This window comes from Streptomyces sp. NPDC001410, from assembly GCF_042895235.1.
In the GTDB taxonomy this organism is placed as follows: domain Bacteria; phylum Actinomycetota; class Actinomycetes; order Streptomycetales; family Streptomycetaceae; genus Streptomyces.
In genome coordinates, this window is record NZ_JBIAWE010000002.1 from 102214 (window position 1) to 121477 (window position 19264).

16 protein-coding genes and 1 tRNA gene are annotated in these 19264 nt (G+C 73.4%); 12 read left to right on the top strand and 5 right to left on the bottom strand.

The window, feature by feature from the left end:
* The first annotated feature begins 77 nt into the window (after window positions 1–77).
* The 5 genes from ACFY3C_RS03945 (at window position 78) to ACFY3C_RS03965 (ending at window position 6379) form a co-directional block, all read left to right on the top strand.
* The gene (locus tag ACFY3C_RS03945; protein WP_386580875.1) at window positions 78–971 is read left to right on the top strand and encodes an FAD binding domain-containing protein; all 894 of its coding nucleotides are present in this window, start codon (window positions 78–80) and stop codon (window positions 969–971) included.
* On the top strand, window positions 968–2596 hold the full coding sequence (locus ACFY3C_RS03950) for a 2Fe-2S iron-sulfur cluster-binding protein (protein WP_390769602.1): 1629 nt from the start codon (window positions 968–970) through the stop codon (window positions 2594–2596). The genes ACFY3C_RS03945 and ACFY3C_RS03950 overlap by 4 nt, the downstream gene beginning before the upstream one ends.
* Complete coding sequence (locus ACFY3C_RS03955) at window positions 2593–4902, top strand: xanthine dehydrogenase family protein molybdopterin-binding subunit (RefSeq protein ID WP_386580879.1); 2310 nt, start codon at window positions 2593–2595, stop codon at window positions 4900–4902. The genes ACFY3C_RS03950 and ACFY3C_RS03955 overlap by 4 nt, the downstream gene beginning before the upstream one ends.
* Window positions 4899–5024 (top strand): hypothetical protein, encoded by a 126-nt coding sequence (locus tag ACFY3C_RS03960; protein WP_386580881.1) that lies wholly within the window; start codon window positions 4899–4901, stop codon window positions 5022–5024. The genes ACFY3C_RS03955 and ACFY3C_RS03960 overlap by 4 nt, the downstream gene beginning before the upstream one ends.
* Window positions 5025–5218: 194 nt before the next feature.
* On the top strand, window positions 5219–6379 hold the full coding sequence (locus ACFY3C_RS03965) for an SUKH-4 family immunity protein (RefSeq protein WP_390769603.1): 1161 nt from the start codon (window positions 5219–5221) through the stop codon (window positions 6377–6379).
* Window positions 6380–6404: 25 nt separating this feature from the next.
* On the opposite strand, the gene ACFY3C_RS03970 is transcribed toward ACFY3C_RS03965, so the two are convergent.
* From ACFY3C_RS03970 to ACFY3C_RS03985, 4 genes are all read right to left on the bottom strand, one after another.
* Window positions 6405–7193 carry a VOC family protein gene (locus ACFY3C_RS03970; protein WP_390769604.1) on the bottom strand — a complete coding sequence of 263 codons (789 nt, stop codon included), beginning with the start codon at window positions 7191–7193 and terminating at the stop codon, window positions 6405–6407.
* Window positions 7194–7363: 170 nt separating this feature from the next.
* Window positions 7364–8302, bottom strand: a complete 939-nt coding sequence (locus tag ACFY3C_RS03975) for a sigma-70 family RNA polymerase sigma factor (protein WP_390769605.1) — start codon at window positions 8300–8302, stop codon at window positions 7364–7366.
* 10 nt (window positions 8303–8312) lie between these two features.
* A complete protein-coding gene (locus tag ACFY3C_RS03980) occupies window positions 8313–9503 on the bottom strand; it encodes an NAD(P)/FAD-dependent oxidoreductase (RefSeq protein ID WP_390769606.1) in 1191 nt (396 codons plus the stop codon).
* Between the two features lie 93 nt (window positions 9504–9596).
* Window positions 9597–9671, bottom strand: a tRNA-Cys gene (locus ACFY3C_RS03985).
* A gap of 201 nt (window positions 9672–9872) precedes the next feature.
* On the opposite strand from ACFY3C_RS03985, the gene ACFY3C_RS03990 reads away from it, so the two are divergent.
* The 7 genes from ACFY3C_RS03990 (at window position 9873) to dapE (ending at window position 17648) form a co-directional block, all read left to right on the top strand.
* The gene (locus ACFY3C_RS03990; RefSeq protein WP_390769607.1) at window positions 9873–11324 is read left to right on the top strand and encodes an MFS transporter; all 1452 of its coding nucleotides are present in this window, start codon (window positions 9873–9875) and stop codon (window positions 11322–11324) included.
* A gap of 51 nt (window positions 11325–11375) precedes the next feature.
* Complete coding sequence (locus ACFY3C_RS03995) at window positions 11376–11585, top strand: hypothetical protein (RefSeq protein ID WP_390769608.1); 210 nt, start codon at window positions 11376–11378, stop codon at window positions 11583–11585.
* Window positions 11582–11956, top strand: a complete 375-nt coding sequence (locus tag ACFY3C_RS04000; RefSeq protein ID WP_386580888.1) for a type II toxin-antitoxin system death-on-curing family toxin — start codon at window positions 11582–11584, stop codon at window positions 11954–11956. Before ACFY3C_RS03995 ends, ACFY3C_RS04000 begins: the two co-directional genes overlap by 4 nt.
* Before the next feature lie 172 nt (window positions 11957–12128).
* The gene (locus ACFY3C_RS04005; protein WP_390769609.1) at window positions 12129–13928 is read left to right on the top strand and encodes a DEAD/DEAH box helicase; all 1800 of its coding nucleotides are present in this window, start codon (window positions 12129–12131) and stop codon (window positions 13926–13928) included.
* Window positions 13929–14275: 347 nt separating this feature from the next.
* The gene (locus ACFY3C_RS04010) at window positions 14276–14917 is read left to right on the top strand and encodes an IclR family transcriptional regulator (protein WP_386580891.1); all 642 of its coding nucleotides are present in this window, start codon (window positions 14276–14278) and stop codon (window positions 14915–14917) included.
* 227 nt (window positions 14918–15144) lie between these two features.
* Window positions 15145–16596, top strand: coding sequence for an amino acid permease (locus ACFY3C_RS04015; protein ID WP_386580892.1), 1452 nt, complete (start codon window positions 15145–15147; stop codon window positions 16594–16596).
* Window positions 16593–17648, top strand: coding sequence for a succinyl-diaminopimelate desuccinylase (dapE, locus tag ACFY3C_RS04020; RefSeq protein WP_390769610.1), 1056 nt, complete (start codon window positions 16593–16595; stop codon window positions 17646–17648). The genes ACFY3C_RS04015 and dapE overlap by 4 nt, the downstream gene beginning before the upstream one ends.
* Here the strand turns inward: dapE and ACFY3C_RS04025 are convergent.
* A complete protein-coding gene (locus ACFY3C_RS04025) occupies window positions 17629–19176 on the bottom strand; it encodes a PucR family transcriptional regulator (RefSeq protein WP_390769611.1) in 1548 nt (515 codons plus the stop codon). The genes dapE and ACFY3C_RS04025 overlap by 20 nt on opposite strands.
* Between the last annotated feature and the right edge of the window lie 88 nt (window positions 19177–19264).

Below are 19264 nucleotides of genomic sequence, written 5' to 3' on the forward strand. Positions count from 1 at the left end.
CCACGTCCGCCCTGTGAGCACGTACCGTACGGCCACACAGGAGGGACCAGGTGGGGCAGCGGGAAGGGGCAGCCGGTTTGACCACGCACGCACCGCAGGCGGCGCAGGCCGTCACGCTGCCCACGACACTGGACGAGGCCGTGGCGGCGCTCACCGCCATGCCCACGGCCGTCCCCGTGGCGGGCGGCACCGACCTGATGGCCGCCGTCAACTCAGGCCAGCTCAGGCCCGCCGCCCTGGTGGGCCTCGGGCGGATCAGCGAGATCCGCGGCTGGCAGTACCAGGACGGCCACGCGCTGCTCGGCGCGGGCCTCACCCACGCGCGCATGGGCCGCCCCGACTTCGCGGCCCTGATCCCGGCGCTCGCCGCCGCCGCGCGCGCCGCGGGCCCGCCGCACATCCGCAACGCCGGCACCCTGGGCGGCAACATCGCCACCGCCGCCCCCACCGGGGACGCGCTGCCGGTGCTGGCCGCCCTGGAGGCGACGCTGATCATCGCGGGCCCGGGCGGAGCCCGCCGGGAGATCCCGGTGTCGCACCTGCTGGCCGGCGTGGAGATGCTGCGCGGCGGCGAGCTGATCGGCTACGTACGCGTGCCGCTGCTGCACGCCCCGCAGGTCTTCCTCAAGGCGACCGGACGCACCGGCCCGGGCCGTGCGGTGGCCTCCGTGGCCCTGGTGCTCGACCCGGCCCGGCGCGGAGTGCGGTGTGCCGTCGGTGCCATAGCGCCGATGCCGCTCAGGCCCCTGGAGGCCGAGCAGTGGGTCGCCGGGCTCATCGACTGGGACAACGACCGCGCGCTCGTCCCGGAGGCCCTGAACGCCTTCGGGGAGTACGTCGCCGCGGCCTGCATCCCCGACCCCGTCCCGGAGCCGGACGGTTCGGTGGTCCCGCTTCCGCCCGCCGTACTGCACCTGCGGCGCACCGTCGCCGCGCTGGCCCGACGAGCACTGGGGAGGGCGCTGTCGTGACCGACGACCAGCACGGAGAGGGCACGCCCCAGGGCGGCAGCCGCTGGGACCCGCTGCCCCAGGGCGACTACGACGACGGCGCCACCGCCTTCGTCAAGCTCCCCGAGGGCGGCATCGACGCCCTGCTGTCCGGTGACAGTCCCCTGGCCGCCCCCGGCCACGGCTACGTGCCGCCGCAGATAACGGCGACCCACGGGACGACCGACCCGGCCGCCACCGGCAGCTGGACCATGCCCGCCGACGGCCACCAGTGGCCCGACCCGAACGCCGTGCCCCAGGAGCAGGCGGCGGACGACCGGTTCACGTACCACCCCGCCGCCACCCAGCAGTGGACCTTCGAGGAGCCCGCGGCCCCGTCCGGGCCCGGGCACGACGTCACCGGGCAGTGGTCCATCCCGGTCGCCGGCGGCGATCTCCCGGACGAGTCGGGCGAGTTCACCACGTCCTCGCTGGTCGAGCAGTGGGGCGGCACCCCTCCGGCCACCCTGCCCGGCGGCGCGCCCGCGCCCTGGGCGACGGAGACCTCGGGCGGGTCCTGGGGGCAGCCGGAGCCCGGCGCCGAACCCCACACCGAACCCCACGCGGCCGACGCGTCCCCGGCGCCGGAGTACGCGCCCACGGCGCCGCACGCCGCCACAGGGCCCGCACAGGCCCCTGAGGGCCCCGCTGACGGCCCGGCGCAGCACGGTGGGGCCACGACCCCGACGGCCCCGCAGGAGGCCGTGGAAACGCCGGACACGGCCGCACCCCCCGCCCCGGCGGACCCCGTGCCCCCGGCCGACACGGCGGACACCCCGGACACCGCGCCGGAAGCCGCCCAAGCGGACCCGGCCGGCCCGCCGGAGGACACCGGGACAGCAGACCCGGTCGAGCGCACGGCACACACCCCGGCCCCCGAGGACCCGGCGGCCCCCGGACACGACGCCGTCGAGGACTCCGCCCAGGCCGCCCAGGGGCCGCAGGACGACCACCCCCTCGCCTCGTACGTGCTGCGCGTCAACGGCGCCGACCGGCCCGTCACCGACGCCTGGATCGGCGAGTCCCTGCTGTACGTCCTGCGGGAGCGGCTCGGCCTCGCCGGGGCCAAGGACGGCTGCTCGCAGGGCGAGTGCGGCGCCTGCAACGTGCAGGTGGACGGGCGCCTGGTGGCCTCCTGTCTGGTCCCGGCGGTCACCGCGGCCGGCGCCGAGGTCCGCACCGTCGAGGGCCTGGCCGTCGACGGGCAGGCCTCCGACGTGCAGCGGGCGCTCGCCCGGTGCGGTGCCGTGCAGTGCGGTTTCTGCGTGCCGGGCATGGCGATGACCGTGCACGACCTGCTGGAGGGCAACCCGGCGCCGACCGAGCTGGAGACCCGGCAGGCCCTGTGCGGCAACCTGTGCCGCTGCTCCGGCTACCGGGGCGTCCTGGACGCCGTCAAGGAAGTCGTCGCCGAACGCGAGGCGCACACCGCCGCCGACGCTGAGACGGACGGGGACGAGGCACGTATTCCGCACCAGGCGGGCCCGGGCTCCGGCGGCGTCAACCCGTCGGCGTTCGAGGCACACGGTGTCTTCGACAGTCCTGGCACCTTCGGTACACCGGGACCGCACGAGCAGCACTACGGCCAGGACGGAGGCCAGGCGTGAGCAACGAAGCCGCCACCGCGACCACCGCGGCCGAAGCGGCCCCGGCGGCCGAGCCGCTGCCGCACGGCCTCGGCGCCTCGCTGCCGCACGCCGACGCCCGCGCCAAGACCGAGGGCACCTTCCCGTACGCGGCCGACCTGTGGGCCGAGGGTCTGTTGTGGGCGGCCGTCCTGCGCTCCCCGCACGCGCACGCGCGCATCGTGTCCATCGACACCACCCACGCGCGCGAGATGCCCGGCGTACGGGCCGTCGTCACCCACGAGGACGTGCCCGGCACCCCCCGGTACGGCCGGGGCACGCCCGACCGCCCGGTGTTCGCCTCCGAGGTCGTACGCCACCACGGCGAGCCCATCGCGGCCGTCGCCGCCGACCACCCGGACACCGCGCGGATGGCCGCCGCCGCCGTCATCGTCGAGTACGAGGTGCTCGACCCGATCACCGACCCGGAGCAGGCCTTCGAGGCCGAGCCCCTGCACCCCGACGGCAACCTGATCCGGCACATCCCGCTGCGCCACGGCGACCCGGACGCGGTCGGCGAGGTCGTCGTCGAGGGCCTGTACCGCATCGGCCGCCAGGACCCGGCCCCCATCGGCGCCGAGGCCGGTCTCGCCGTGCCGCGGCCCGACGGCGGCGTGGAGCTGTACCTGGCCTCCACCGACCCGCACACCGACCGCAACACGGCCGCGGCCTGCTACGGCCTGTCGCCCGATCGGGTGAAGATCGTCGTCACCGGGGTGCCCGGCGCCACCGCCGACCGCGAGGACCAGGGCTTCCAGCTCCCGCTCGGCCTGCTCGCCCTCAAGACCGGCTGCCCGGTGAAGCTCACGGCCACCCGCGAGGAGTCCTTCCTCGGCCACGCCCACCGCCACCCGACCCTGCTGCGCTACCGCCACCACGCCGACGCCGACGGCAGGCTGGTCAAGGTCGAGGCGCAGATCCTCCTCGACGCGGGCCCCTACGCCGACACCTCCGCCGAGTCCCTCGCCGCCGCCGTCTCCTTCGCCTGCGGCCCCTACGTCGTCCCGAACGCCTTCATCGAGGGCTGGGCCGTCCGCACCAACAACCCGCCCTCCGGCCATGTGCGCGGCGAGGGCGCCATGCAGGTGTGCGCCGCCTACGAGGCGCAGATGGACAAGCTCGCCAAGAAGCTGGGCGAGGACCCGGCCGAGCTGCGCCTGCGCAACGTGCTCGCGACCGGGGACGTCCTGCCGATCGGCCAGACGGTCACCTGCCCGGCGCCGGTGGCCGAACTCCTCCAAGCGGTCCGCGACCACCCCCTCCCGGCCCTGCCCAAGGACACGCCCGAGGAGGACTGGCTGCTGCCCGGCGGCCCCGAGGGCGCGGGCGAGCCGGGCGCGGTGCGCCGCGGCGTCGGCTACGGCCTGGGCATGGTGCACATGCTCGGCGCGGAGGGCGCCGACGAGGTCTCCACGGCGACCGTGAAGGTCCACGACGGCGTCGCGACCGTGCTGTGCGCGGCCGTGGAGACGGGACAGGGCTTCACCACCCTCGCCCGCCAGATCGTCCAGGACACGCTCGGCATCGACGAGGTGCACGTGGCACCGGTCGACACCGACCAGCCCCCGGCGGGCGCGGGCTGCCGCGGCCGCCACACCTGGGTCTCCGGCGGCGCGGTGGAGCGCGCGGCAAAGATGGTCCGCACGCAACTGCTGCAGCCCCTGGCGCACAAGTTCGGCATGTCGACGGAGCTGCTCCAGATCACCGACGGCAAGATCACCTCGTACGACGGCGTGCTGTCGACGACCGTCACCGAGGCGATGGACGGCAAGGAGCTGTGGGCCACCGCCCAGTGCCGCCCGCACCCCACCGAGCCGCTCGACGCCGAGGGCCAGGGCGACGCCTTCGTCGGCCTCGCCTTCTGCGCGATCCGCGCGGTGGTGGACGTGGACATCGAACTCGGCGCGGTCCGCGTGGTCGAGCTGGCGGTCGCCCAGGACGTGGGCCGGGTGCTGAACCCGGCGCAGCTGGCCTCGCGCATCGAGGCGGGCGTCACCCAGGGCGTGGGCATCGCCCTGACCGAGAACCTGCGGACGCCCCGCGGCCTGATCCGCCACCCCGACTTGACCGGATACGCCCTGCCGACCGCGCTGGACGCGCCGGACATCCGGATCGTGAAGCTGGTCGAGGAGCGGGACGTGGTCGCCCCCTTCGGCGCCAAGTCGGTCAGCGCGGTCCCGGTGGTGACGTCACCGGCGGCGATCGCCTCGGCCGTCCGCGCGGCGACGGGCCGCCCGGTCAACCGCCTCCCGATCCGCCCGCAGGCCGCGGTGGTGACCCCCCAGTGACCACGCCCCCCGAGGAACCGCGCTACGAACCCCCGCCCAGCGTGGGCAAGTTGTTCGTCTGGATCCTGATCTTCGCCGTGGCGGCCCTGGCGGTCGTGCTGGGCGGCATCTACTTCACGTGAGGTCGACGATCGCGTAACTCCTGGCCGGAGTGGAACGCGCGAGGCTCGCCCGACGTCCTTTCCGACGGGCGTTGTCAGTGGTGCGGCGTAGTGTTCTGGGCAGTGGGGGACCGCCGCTTTCCGAGGGAAGCCGGAGGGCGGCCGGGCATGCCCAGCCCAGGGACCGACGCACCGAGGAAGATCGCGGGGGAGCGATGAGCACGACCGATGCCGGGGTGCCGGCGATCACGCTGACCGAGGCGGAGCTGGACCGGTACGTCACGCACGCGCCGACGCGCGGCCTGCTCACGGGCCCCGGACTGCCCACGGACACCGACCTGTTGACGTTCTCCCCGCTCCGCACGCACGGCCTGCGCACCTTCGGTGACGCCACGGACGGCCCCTTCCACCTGGCGGAGGAGCTGCGCGGCCGCCTGGTGATAGGCGAACTCCTCAACCCCGCGGGCATGGAGCGCGAGTCGATCCTGCTCGACGGCGACACGGGCGAGCTGACGACCGCGTACCTGGTCGCCCCCTCCGACCCCCGACCCTTCGCCCCCTCCCTCGACACCCTCCTGCGCTTCGCCGCCGTCACGGAAGAACTCGCGGGCCTGCGAGGCCGTTTCTCCTCCCTGTCGGGCCAGTACGGTCCCAGGACGGTGACCGAGGCCTCCCGCCGCCTCCTCGCGCTCTTCGAGGAGGGCACGGACGGCGAGGTCCCGCCGTACTGGAAGGCGGCGGCCCTGATCCGCCCGCTCGCCCTCATCGCCGGCCCCGGCACCACGTCCGGCCTCACCCTGGACGTCCCCGGCCGCGTCCTGGACCAGGAGTTCGGCCACGGCCGGGTGGCCCGCTTCGAGGAGGTGGACTTCCCCACCACGCTCACCCACGAGCCGACCCGCCGCTTCCTGCGCGAGACGGGCCTGCCGGAGGATGCGGTCCTCTTCCACGCCGACACGGACGTCCCGCTGCCCACCCTCACCGAGTACTTCACCGGCGAGCGAGCCGGCGAATACCCCCTGGAGGACCTCCCGGCCCACTCCGACCACCTGATCCGCCTCGGCTACCTGGTCGAGGACAACAGCCTGGTGATCGACGGCAGAACGGGCGCGATCCTCACCTTCAGCGAGCCGGAGGCGACGCTCTACCCCCTGAACACCGACGTCTCCACCCTGGCCTTCACCCTCTGGCTCCTGCACCACGAGCGCACGATCGACGAGCACCTGGGCAACGAACTGACGACGGAGGCCTACGACCAGCTGGCCGCGGCGATGATCCGGACCCTGACCTCGATCGACCCCACGGCCCTGTCCCAGAACACCGACTGGCACTACTGGACGGAACTGTTCCAGGACGAGGCCGGCGGAGTGCTCTGAGGCGGGTCGCGCCGAGACCGGACTCTCAGCCCATGGCGCTCTTGATGATGGCGAAGGCGGCACCGACGGGGTCGAGGAACATGGCGAAGCGACCGACCCCCGGCGCGTCGGTGGCCGGGATGAGGACGGTGGCTCCGGCAGCGGTGGCTTTGGCGAACGTGGCGTCGCAGTCACTCACCTCGAAGTAGGGATGCCACTCCGCCGTCGATCCGGCGTCGAGGTTCTCCTGGGGCAGCTGCATCAGCCCGCCGTGGTTCCCCTCCTCACCGGCACCGGACGGGGCCAGGAGCGTGTACGTCAGCTCCGGGCCCATCTGCACATCGTTCATCCGCCAGGAGAAGACCGACCCGTAGAACGCCTTCACCGCGGCGGCGTCGGTGGTGTAGAGCTCGACCCAGGACAGACTGTCGGGGACGCCGACAGCCTCCAGACCGCTGGTCTCGCCCGGCTGCCAGACGGCGAAGTCCGCGCCCGTGGGGTCGGTGAAGGCAGCCATCCGCCCGAAGGAGAAGACGTCCGCCGGAGCGACCCGGACCCTGCCGCCCCCCTGCTCCACGGCCTTGGCGGTGGCATCGGCGTCCGGCGTGTGGAAATACACCGTCCAGGAGGGCCTCGCCCCCTCTTCGGTGAGCGGACCGAGGCCCGCGACCGTCTTCCCGTCCAGCTGGAAGAAGCCGTACCCGCCCGCCTCCGGTCCCGCCGACCGGAAGTCCCAGCCGAAGACGGCGGAGTAGAAGGCGGCGCTCGCGTCGGTGTCCGGGCTGCCCAGATCAAGCCAGTTCGGAGCGCCCGGCACGTACTCGGTCGTCAGCATGGTGTGATCCTCCACCGTGGGTTCGGCACGCCGTCGCCCGCCGCACCAGCTCGGGCGAACCGCGCTTCTCGGGTCCGCACTGAGAAACGAATACGGCTCTGCGGGGTTTCGGCCCATGGCCCATCGGGGCGGGGTGCACGGCCCAGGTCACGGGATTCCGGTGGCCCTGGTCACCACGCGCTGACGACGGGCGCGTCGGGTTCGTGAAGCCGCCAGGCCTCATTGAGACGCACGAGCCGACCCGCGGCGGCGATGCCGCGCAGCGACGCGACCTTGCCGTCGCCGACTTCGAACACCACGGCGCCCACGACGCGGTCGTCGATCACGGCGACGACCGCCGGGGAGCCGTTGACCAGTGCGATGTGGAGCGCGGGGGAGCCACCGGCCAGCCGCCGCTTCGCCGGAGTGGGCTTGAAGCCGGCCCGCACGTAGGAGGCGATGCGCTCGCGCGTCGTGTAGCGCAGCAGCCGCCTGGCCAGTCCGGCGCCGTCCGAGACCGCGGTCGCGTCGGCGGTGAGCATCTCCACCAGCCGTTCGGTGCGCCCCGACGTGGCGGCGGCGAGGAACTCCTCGACGATCCGGCGCGCGGACGCGGGGTCCACCTCGTCGCCGCCCCGGCGCTCGGCGGCGACCCGGCGTCGGGCCCGGTGGACATGCTGCTGGCTCGCGGACTCGGTGATGTCGAGGATCCCGGCGATCTCGGCGTGGGGATACGAGAAGGCCTCGCGCAGGACGTAAGCGGCCCGCTCGACCGGCGAGAGGCGCTCCATGAGGGTCAGTACGGCCAAGGACACCGATTCGCGCTGCTCGAAGGTATCGGCAGGGCCGAGCATCGGGTCGCCTTCGAGGAGTGGCTCGGGCAGCCAGTCGCCGACAGCGCGCTCATGGCGCGCCTGCGCCGAGCGGAGCCGGTCGAGACAGAGATTGGTGACGATCTTGGTCAGCCACGCCTCGGGCACCTCGATCCGTTCCCGGTCTGCGGCCTGCCAGCGCAGGAACGTGTCCTGCACGGCGTCCTCGGCGTCGGCGGCCGAGCCGAGCAGACGGTACGCGAGCGAGGCCAGCCGGCCCCGGCTGGCCTCGAACCGATCGATGGCTGCGCTGTCCATGCGGAGCAGCCTAGGCGGCGACCCTCACACCGACCCGGTCGGGCGCGGTGGCCAGGCGGCGCCTGCGCTTCGGCATGCCGAAGGTCGGGTGGACGATGCTCCACCCGGCCCCCTTGAGGATGCCCGACTTGAGCCACACGGCGGGCCGGCCGCCCAGGTACCAGGGCTTCGACCGGACGTCCCCGTCCACCATCTGGAAGATCGCGTCCCGCCGCCCGAGGCTGATGTGGTTGCCGTGGTACTTCAGCCCGGTGGTCGGGACCTCGCTGCCCGTCAGGCGCGCGATGATCGCGGCGGTCGCCTGCATGTTGGTGTACCCGGCCGAGGCGCAGGACATCGGCAGCGGCCGGCCGTTCTCGCCGATCGCGTAGGCGCAGTCACCGGCGGCGTAGACGTCCGGGTGCGAGACCGAGCGCATGGTGCGGTCGACGACGATCTGGCCGGTCTCGGCGACCTCCAGGCCGCCGGCGGCCGCGATGGAGGGCACGGCGAACCCGGCCGACCACACGGTGACGTCGGCCGGGATGGACGTACCGTCGGCGGCGATCGCCCGTGTCGGCTCGACGGCTTCGATGCCGGTGTGCTCGTGGACGGTGATGCCGAGCCGGTCGAAGGCCTGGCGCAGGTGACGGCGGGCCTTCGGGGAGAGCCAGGCGCCCAGCTCGCCACGGGCGGCGAGCGCGACCGAGAGGTCGGGCCGGGACTCGGCGAACTCGGTGGCGGTCTCGATGCCGGTCAGCCCCTCACCGACGACCAGCACGGTGCCGCCCTTGCCCAGCCCGGCCAGGCGCTCGCGCAGACGCAGCGCCGAGGACCGGCCGGTCACGTCGAAGGCGTACTCGGCCACGCCGGGGACGCCATGGCGGGCCACGGAGCTGCCGAGCGTGTACAGAAGCGTGTCGTACGCGATCTCGCCGTCGCCGTCCTCGCCGGTCACGGCGACGGTCCTGCGCTCGGGGTCGACGCCGGTGACGCGCGCCAGCCGCAGCCGCACCCCGGTGCCCGCGAACACGTCGGCGAGCTTGCGGGACGCGAGGTCCTGGCCGATCGCGAGCTGGTGGAGCCGCATCCGCTCAACGAAGTCGGGCACGGCGTTGACGACGGTGATCTCGGTGTCGGCGGGCGAGAGCCGACGGGCCAGGTTCCCGGCGGCGAAGGCCCCGGCGTATCCGGCGCCGAGTACGACGATGCGGTGCTTCATGGCGTTGCTCCTTCTCGTTCGCGTGCCCCTTGAACGAGATGGCGCCCCGATTGCTGACAGGCGCCGGGTGTGACGCGGGTCACCTGACCGCAGTGGAGGCCGTGGCGGGAATCGAACCCGCGTAACTCGCTTTGCAGGCGAGCCCCTGAACCACTCGGGCACACGGCCGTGTCGGTCGCCTTTGGAGGCGGGCCGAACTCGGTGCATTGACCGTATGGGCGGGCCGAGGAGCCCTTCAAGGGAAACCCCGCCCCTGCAACGCGACTGCCACACCGCGTTCATGAAACGGCGGGAGTACGACCAAGGTCGCAGGTGGGGTGGGACTACCGACAGGGGTCACTTGCCGTTGTGGGCCTTACGCTGGCGAGCATGAATGCCCTTGAGTCCCCTGACACCGCTGTTGTGGATGATGCCGCCGGCAGAGGCGGCGGTGTGCTGGGTCGGGCCTATCGGGCGCTCAGTGTCGGGATCGTGTCCGTCGTGCTGCTCATCGCCTTCGAGGCGACCGCCGTAGGGACGGCGATGCCCGTCGCGGCGCGGGAGCTGGACGGCGTGGCGCTGTACGCGTTCGCCTTCTCGGGGTACTTCACGACCAGCCTGTTCGGGATGGTGCTCGCCGGGCAGTGGTCCGATCGCAAGGGCCCGCTCGGGGCGCTGACCTCAGGGATCGCGGCGTTCGCCGCGGGGCTCGTCGTCGCCGGGACCGCGCAGAGCATGTGGGTGTTCATCCTGGGCCGGGCCGTGCAGGGCTTCGGCGGCGGGCTGGTCATCGTCGCGCTGTACGTCGTCGTCGGCCGCGCCTACCCCGAGCGGCTGCGGCCCGCGATCATGGCGGCCTTCGCCGCCGGGTGGGTCGTACCGTCCATCGTCGGCCCCCTCGCCTCGGGCGCCGTGACGGAGCACCTCGGCTGGCGGTGGGTCTTCCTCGGCATTCCGGTGCTGGTCGTCTTTCCGCTCGCGCTGGCGCTGCCGCAGATACGGCGGAGGGCGTCGGGCCCGGTGGCCGGCGGCGAGGACTCCGGCTCCTTCGACCGGCGCCGAATCCGGCTCGCCCTCGGCATCTCCCTCGGCGCGGGACTCCTCCAGTACGCCGCCCAGGACCTGCGCTGGCTCTCCCTGCTTCCCGGCCTCGCCGGAGCCGCCCTCCTCGTGCCCGCCGCCCTCGGCCTGCTGCCGCGCGGCACCTACCGCGCAGCCCGCGGCCTGCCCTCCGTCGTACTGCTGCGCGGGGTGGCCGCCGGGTCCTTCATCGCCGCCGAGTCCTTCGTGCCGCTGATGCTGGTCACCCAGCGGGGGCTGTCGCCGACGCTGGCCGGGTTCTCGCTGGCCGCGGGCGGGGTGACGTGGGCGCTGGGCTCGTGGGTGCAGTCCAGGCCGCGCCTGGAGCAGTACCGGGACCGGCTGATGACGGTCGGGATGGTGCTGGTCGCCGCCGCGATCGTCACCGCGCCGAGCGTGCTCGTACAGGCCGTGCCCGTCTGGACCGTTGCCGTCGCCTGGGCCTTCGGCTGCTTCGGCATGGGGCTGGTGATCGCCTCCGCCAGCGTGCTCCTGCTCCAGCTGTCCGCCCCCGAGGAGGCCGGCGCCAACTCCGCCGCCCTGCAGATCTCCGACGCCCTCTCCAACGTGGTCCTCCTGGCCGCGACCGGCGCCGCCTTCGCCGCCCTCGGCGGCGGCAGCAGCACGGCCACGACAGCCGACCCCACCCGCCCCGCCGCCTTCGCCGCCGTGTTCCTGCCGATGGCGGGGGTGGCGCTGGTGGGGGCGTGGGTGACGACGCGGCTGCGGGAGCAAAAGGGGGAGCGGGGGCGGGAGCGGTGAGGCTGTGGAAATCGATCGCCGGGTGGTGACGCCAGACCCTAGCCTTCCCGCATGTACGAGATGTACGAGCTGACTCTCTCCCTCGACCCTGCCCTCCGGCAGGCGCTGGACGACCTCGCGGACGCGTCCGGGCGCCGTACCGAGGAGGTGGTGCTGGAGGCCGTACGCCGGTATCTGGACGAGGAAGGGGCGGCCGTCCGCGCCCACGCCGAGCGCCTCGCGCTCAGCCACGCCGGCCTGTTGCGGAGGCTGGGCGAATGAGCCGCCACCTCACCGTCGCCGACGTCACCGCCATCGCCGAGATCGCCTTCGGCGGCCGACCGCCCGAGGCACGGGAGCCCGGGCTGCTGGCCTCCGCCGTACACCGGCCGCGCGCCCGGATGTTCGGTACGGCCGCCTACGAGGACCTGCACGAGCAGGCCGCCGCCCTGCTGCACGCCCTCGCCGCCAACCACCCCTTGGTCGACGGCAACAAGCGCACCGCCTGGCTGGCCACGGCCACCTTCCTCGCCCGCAACGGCGTCGATCTCGCCGACGTCGACCAGGACATCGCATACGACCTGGTCATCGACGTGGCCTCCGGCGACCTCAGCGACATCCCGCAGATCGCGGGGCGGCTGCGGGAGTTGTGACGTGGGTCCCACCTACGGGCGACCCGGCCTCGTCCGGGCGTTGACGGGGATGGGGCGCCGGTAGGGTGGCCCGGTTGTCATACGTAGCCGAGCCGCCCGTCCGTCACCCGCCATCGCCCTGGCCGACGCCCTGCGGGCGGCCCCTTCGATCCGACCCCCATCCACGGAGACCGTGACTACCACCGCCGCTTCCTCGACGCACTCCCACCACCTCTCGCCCGCCTTCCCGGGCCGCGCGCCCTGGGGTACCGCCAGCAAGCTGCGTGCCTGGCAGCAGGGGGCGATGGAGAAGTACATCCAGGAGCAGCCGCGTGACTTCCTCGCGGTCGCCACGCCCGGCGCCGGCAAGACGACCTTCGCGCTGACCCTCGCCTCCTGGCTGCTGCACCACCACGTCGTGCAGCAGGTCACCGTGGTCGCACCGACCGAGCACCTGAAGAAGCAGTGGGCCGAGGCCGCGGCACGGATAGGGATCAAGCTCGACCCCGAGTACAGCGCGGGCCCGCTCGGCAAGGACTACGACGGGGTCGCCGTCACGTACGCCGGTGTCGGCGTGCGCCCCATGCTGCACCGCAACCGGGCCGAGCAGCGCAAGACGCTCGTGATCCTCGACGAGATCCACCATGCCGGTGACTCCAAGTCCTGGGGCGAGGCGTGCCTGGAGGCGTTCGAGCCCGCGACCCGCCGGCTCGCGCTGACCGGTACGCCGTTCCGGTCCGACACCAACCCCATCCCCTTCGTCACGTACGAGGAGGACAACGCCGGCATCCGGCGCTCCGCCGCCGACTACACCTACGGGTACGGCAACGCCCTCGCCGACCATGTCGTCCGGCCGGTGATCTTCCTCAGCTACAGCGGCAACATGCGCTGGCGTACGAAGGCCGGTGACGAGATCGCCGCCCGGCTCGGCGAGCCCATGACCAAGGACGCCGTCAGCCAGGCCTGGCGCACCGCCCTCGACCCGCGCGGCGAGTGGATGCCCAGCGTGCTGCGCGCCGCCGACCAGCGGCTGACCGAGGTCAGGAAGGCCATCCCGGACGCGGGCGCGCTCGTCATCGCCTCCGACCAGGAGTCCGCGCGGGCCTACGCCAAGCTGATCCGCGAGATCACGGGGACCAAGGCGACACTCGTGCTGTCCGACGACGCCGGCGCGTCCGGCCGGATCGACGAGTTCAGCGGCAACAACGACCGCTGGATGGTCGCGGTGCGGATGGTGTCCGAGGGCGTCGACGTGCCCCGGCTCGCGGTCGGGGTGTACGCCACCACCATCTCGACTCCGCTGTTCTTCGCGCAGGCCGTCGGGCGTTTCGTACGGTCCCGGCGGCGCGGCGAGACCGCCTCCGTGTTCCTCCCGACCATCCCCGACCTGCTCACCTTCGCCAACGAGATGGAGGTGGAGCGGGACCACGCCCTCGACAAGCCGAAGAAGGAGGGGGAGGAGGACCCGTACGCCGAGTCCGAGAAGGAGATGGACGAGGCGAACAAGGAGCAGGACGAGGACACCGGCGAGCAGGACATGCTGCCCTTCGAGGCGCTGGAGTCCGACGCCGTCTTCGACCGGGTGCTCTACGACGGCGCCGAGTTCGGGATGCAGGCCCACCCCGGGAGCGAGGAGGAGCAGGACTACCTCGGCATCCCCGGACTGCTGGAGCCCGAGCAGGTGCAGCTGCTGCTGCAGAAGCGGCAGGCCAGGCAGATCGCGCACAGCCGCAAGAAGCCGGACGACCAGGCCGACCTGCTCGAACTGCCCGCCGAGCGGCGGCCGGTGGTCAGCCACAAGGAGATGATGGAGCTGCGCAAGCAGCTCAACACGATGGTCAGCGCGTACGTCCACCAGAGCGGCAAGCCGCACGGGGTGATCCACACCGAGCTGCGGCGGGTGTGCGGGGGGCCGCCGAGCGCGGAGGCGACCGCGGGACAGCTGCGGCAACGGATCGCCAAGGTTCAGGAGTGGGCCACCCGTATGAGGTGACCCCACCTCCGTGTGTGTGGTGACCCTCACCTCCGTGTGTGCATCGCGTCCGTGTGTGTATCGCGTCCCGCGTCCGTGCGTGTATGCGGACGAATGCTGGCAGTCCGTCCCCGCCCTTGCCCGGATTCTGGACGGAGGCTTCCGCTCAGCGAACCGGCTTCGCTACTGTCCCGCTACGCACACGCCCCGTGGCAGCGCCGCCGCGGAGCGCAGCCGTGAAGCGACATGGTCCGGAGCCGCCGGGCCGTCCTGCCGATCGGCGGCCTCTGAAGCGCGTCGCCGACGGGACTCGGTCACGCATCTGCCGCTCAGAGGTTGCCGACCTCACCGCCGAAGGAGTGGGCGTCGTGACCGCGGAGACATCCCAGACGCTCGACCGGGGACTACGTGTCCTCAAGTTGCTGGCCGACACGGACCATGGCCTGACCGTCACCGAGCTTTCCAACAAACTGGGCGTGAACCGGACCGTGGTGTACCGGTTGCTCGCCACTCTGGAGCAGCACGCGCTCGTACGCCGTGATCTGGGCGGGCGAGCCCGGGTCGGGCTCGGGGTGCTGCGGCTCGGCCGGCAGGTGCACCCGCTGGTCCGGGAGGCCGCGCTGCCCGCACTGCGCTCGCTCGCCGAGGACATCGGGGCGACGGCGCACCTGACGCTGGTGGACGGGACGGAGGCGCTGGCCGTCGCCGTGGTCGAGCCGTCGTGGACGGACTATCACGTGGCCTACCGCGCCGGTTTCCGGCATCCGCTGGACCGGGGAGCCGCCGGCAAGGCGATTCTCTCCGCGCGCCAGTCGCCGTCCGCCGATCCCGGGTACACGCTGACGCACGGCGAACTGGAGGCCGGTGCCAGCGGGGCCGCCGCGCCGCTCGTCGGTGTGACGGGTGTCGAGGGCAGTGTGGGTGTGGTGATGCTCGCGGACTCCGTCCCGGAGAGGGTGGGGCCGCGGGTGGTCGACGCGGCGCGGGAAGTCGCGGAAGCGTTGCGCTAGCCGCGGGGGGCGTCCGTTTTCGAGTGCCGGTGCGTGGGGGCTGGTCGCGCAGTTCCCCGCGCCCCTTGCTATGCGCACCGCTAGCTGCCAGGGCGCCGTACGCACGGATGCTTTGGCCGTCGCTCCAATCCGTCCCCTTAAGCTTTGGCCGTTCCCCTCACCTCCTGCCGGACCCCCCTCCGCATCATCAAGGGCCATACAAGCCCCAATGCGGAGGGAGCGGCACGGTGGAGAGAGTCGGGACCAGGCCACGGGCCGAGGAACAGACAGGGAAGAGCAGGCTCACGCGGCGGCAAGCCGTGGGCACGCTCGTAGGTGAGGCCGCTGCCAGTCCGCTCAAGCGGACCATGGGAGTCGCCCAGCTCACGCTGCTCAGCGTGGGGGCCACGCTCGGTACCGGGATCTTCGTCGTGCTCGGGGAGGCCGTGCCGGAGGCCGGTCCCGCGATCGTCGTGTCCTTCGTGCTCGCCGGAGTCACCGCCCTGTTCTCGGCGCTCTCCTACGCCGAGCTGGCCGGCATGATCCCCGGGTCGGGATCGTCGTACAGCTACGCCTACGCCACCCTCGGCGAGCTGGTCGCCTGGGTGTGCGGCTGGTGCCTGATCCTCGAGTACGGGGTGTCCGTGGCCGCGGTGGCCGTGGGCTGGGGGCAGTACGTCAACGAGCTGCTCGACCTGGCCTTCGGTGTCACCCTGCCCGACTCGCTCAGCGCCCCGCCCGGTCTCGGCGGCACCCTCAACATCCCGGCCGCCCTCATCGTCGTACTCGCGATGGTGGTCCTGCTGCGCGGGGCCAAGGAGAGTGCCGTCGCCAACACGATCATGGTCGGCGTCAAGATCGCCGCGCTCGTGATGTTCTGCGCCGTCGCCTTCACCGCCTTCCGCGCCGGGAACTTCCACCCCCTCTTCCCGCTCGGCGCCGCCGGCATGAGCGCAGGGGCCGCCTCCCTCTTCTTCTCCTACATCGGCTTCGACGCCGCCTCCACGGCCGGTGAGGAGGCCAGGAACCCTCAGCGGGACCTGCCGCGCGCGATCATTCTCTCCCTCGTCCTGGTCACCGCGCTCTACGTCCTCGTCGCCGTCGCCGCGCTCGGCGCCATGCCGTGGAAGCAGTTCGCGGGGACCGAGGCGACCCTGAGCCAGGTCCTCGTGCGGTCCGTCGGGGGCGGGAACCTGTGGCCGATCCTGCTGTCGATCGGGGCCGTCGTCGCCACCACCAGCGTGGTGCTCACCGTGCAGTACGGGCAGATCCGCATCCTGTTCGCGATGGCCCGGGACGGGCTGGTGCCTCCGCTCTTCGCCAAGGTCCACCCGCGCACCGGGGTGCCGCGTGCCAACACCGTCATCGTCTCCGGCTTCATCGCCGTACTCGCCGCCCTCGTCCCGCTCGGCAGCCTCGCCGACGCCACCAGCATCGGCACACTTTTCGCGTTCATGCTGGTCAACCTGGCCGTCGTGATCCTGCGCCGGCGCAGCCCGGGCGCTCCGCGCTCCTTCCGGGTCCCGCTCTCGCCCCTCACACCCCTGCTCGGCGTCGGCTTCTGCGGCTACATGCTGTTCAGCCTGGGCACCGACACCTGGATCGCCTTCGGGGCGTGGATGGCGGCCGGGCTCGTGATCTACGGCCTCTACGGCATCCGGCACTCCAAGCTCAACGCACCGCACGAGGACCCCGCATGACCGCGCTCGATCTCACCACCGACGTCGTCACGCTCACCCGGGCCCTCGTCGACCTGCCCTCCGAGAGCGGAGGGGAGCAGCGGATCGCGGACGCCGTGGAGACGGCCCTGCGTGACCTGCCCCACCTCACCGTCGACCGGGTCGGCAACTCCGTCGTCGCCCGCACCACCCTCGGCCGGCCCGAACGCGCCCTGCTGGCCGGTCACCTGGACACCGTCCCCGCCGTCGGGAACCTGCCCTCCCGGCTCGACGGCGGGCGCGTCCACGGGCTCGGTGCCTGCGACATGAAGGGCGGGGTGGCGGTGGCGCTGCGGATCGCCGCGACCGTCACCGAGCCCGTCCGCGACCTCACCTACGTCTTCTACGAGTGCGAGGAGGTCGAGGGGGAGCGCAACGGGCTCGCCCGGATCGGCGCCGCGCGGCCGGAGCTGCTGGCGCAGGCCGGTCTGGCGATCCTCATGGAGCCCTCCGACGCCGGTGTCGAGGCCGGCTGCCAGGGCATCCTCACCGCGGACATCGTCGTCAAGGGCGCCCGCGCCCACACGGCCCGCGCCTGGCAGGGCGTCAACGCCGCCCACAAGGCCGCCCGGGTGCTCCAGCGGCTCGACGAGCACACGCCCGAGCGGGTCGTCGTGGACGGGCTGGAGTACCGGGAGGGGCTGAGCGCGGTCGCGGTGCGCGCCGGGGTCGTCGGGAACGTCGTACCGGACGAGTGCGTCGTCACCGTCAACTGCCGTTTTGCGCCCAGTCGTTCGGCCGAGGAGGCGGAGGCGTACGTGCGCGGGCTGTTCCCGGAGTACGAGGTCCGGGTCACCGAGGTCGTCGCGGGCGCCCTGCCCCGGCTGGACCGGGTCGGCGACCTGGTCACCGCGCTCGGCGCCGAGCCCCGGCCCAAGCTCGGCTGGACGGACGTGGCCCGGTTCGCCGCGCTCGGCGTGCCCGCGTTCAACTACGGCCCCGGGGACCCCTCGCTGGCCCACACGGCGGGCGAGTACGTGCCCGTCGAGCACCTGCGGCAGTGCGAGGAGCGGCTCAGGCGGTGGCTCCGCTGAGCCCGGCCAGCGCCCTCAACTGAAGCCACAGCACCAGCCGTTCGTCGGGGTCGTCCAGGTCGACCCCGGCGTGCTGCTGGAGTTGCTTGAGCCGGTAGCGGCAGGTGTTGGGGTGCACGGCGAGGAGCTTGGCCGCGCCCGCCATGTCGCAGCCCGCGTCGAACCAGCACACCAGCGTGCGGGCGTACTCCGTGCCGTTGGCGGCGTCGTACGCCAGCACCCGCCGCCATGCGCCCGCGCTCAACTCCCGTCGCTCGCCCATCACTTCGGCCAGCCGCAGCAGGGTCACGCGCGGGCGCACCTCGTCCACCGTGGCGAGGGGCAGCTCCGCGTCCAGCACCCGCAGCACCAGGTCCGCGTCCGCCCGGGAGTCCGCGAGGCCGGCCGCGTCCGGCACCACCTCGCCCAGCGCCGCCCGCACCGGCACCCGCAGCGCCTGCCCGGCCCGCCCGACGATGTCCTCGGCCAGCGACCTGTGCCGCTCTCCGGGCGCCGGGAGCACGGCGTACACCACCCCGTCCACCAGCACGCACGCGTGCCGGCCGTAGCGCGCCTCGCACTGCAGGCGTACGACGTCCAGCAGGCGCAGCGCGGTCCGTTCGGCGTCCGGGACGCTCGCGGCCGAGTCCAGCACGAACGCGGCCACCCGGGCCGGGCCCGGGACACCGAGCCGCCGGGCGGCCGTCGGCGCGTCCGTCGTGCCCTCCAGCAGGCGGCGCAGCAGGTCGCTGCCCCGGTGCCGGGCCAGTTCGCGGGCCGCGCGGGCCCGGAGCAGGAGCAGGGCGGCCGTGGAGGCGCCCTGCACGAGGGTGTCCTCGGCGTCGGGGGCGAGCGAGCCGCCGTCGATCACCCAGACGGAGCCGAGCGTCTCCCCGCCGGCCCGCACCGGCATCGCGAGCCGGGGCAGGCCCGAGGCGGTCAGCGCGGGCAGCCGCACCGGCCGGTCGGCCGCGAACAGCCGCCGGTACTGCTCGGTGTTCTCCGCGCTGGGCGGCACCTGGAGGCCGAGGATGCCCTGCCGCCGGTCCTCGTCCACCGGCTGCCCGGGGACGGTCGAGTAGGCCAGGATCCGCTGCCGCGGGTCCTCGATCGCCGTGGCCCCGCCGGTCCCCGCCGCGATCGCGTCGGCCAGCGCGAACAGGTCACCGAGGCCGGTGTCGGAGGCGGTGGCGGGCCGTGCGCCGATGGCCGAGGCCAGCAGCAGGTGCACCTGGTGCCAGGCCGCGTCCTCCGCGACCGACAGCAGTGCCACACCGTGCGCCTCCGCCTCCCCGACCGGCCCGTCCGGGCCCCGCACCACCACCCCGGTCAGCCCGGCCTCCGCCGCGGCCCGCACCAGGGGTCCCGCCTGCGCCGCAGGTACCCCGACCGCCAGCAGCAGCCCGCCGGGCAGCCGGGGGAGCGGGGTCCGGCCGTCGTGGAGCAACGCCTCGGTGACCGGTACGCCCTGCCCGGCGGGGGCGGTGTGCAGGTGCAGGGAGGGGCCGCCGACGACGTCCAGGAGGTCGCCGAGGGTGCACGCGTCCATGGGAGTCCTCGCGGGGTCGGCTTGGCTGATGCTGAAACGAACGTACGCATCCCTTGGCCGCTCGCACAACACACGGCTCTGCGCATCC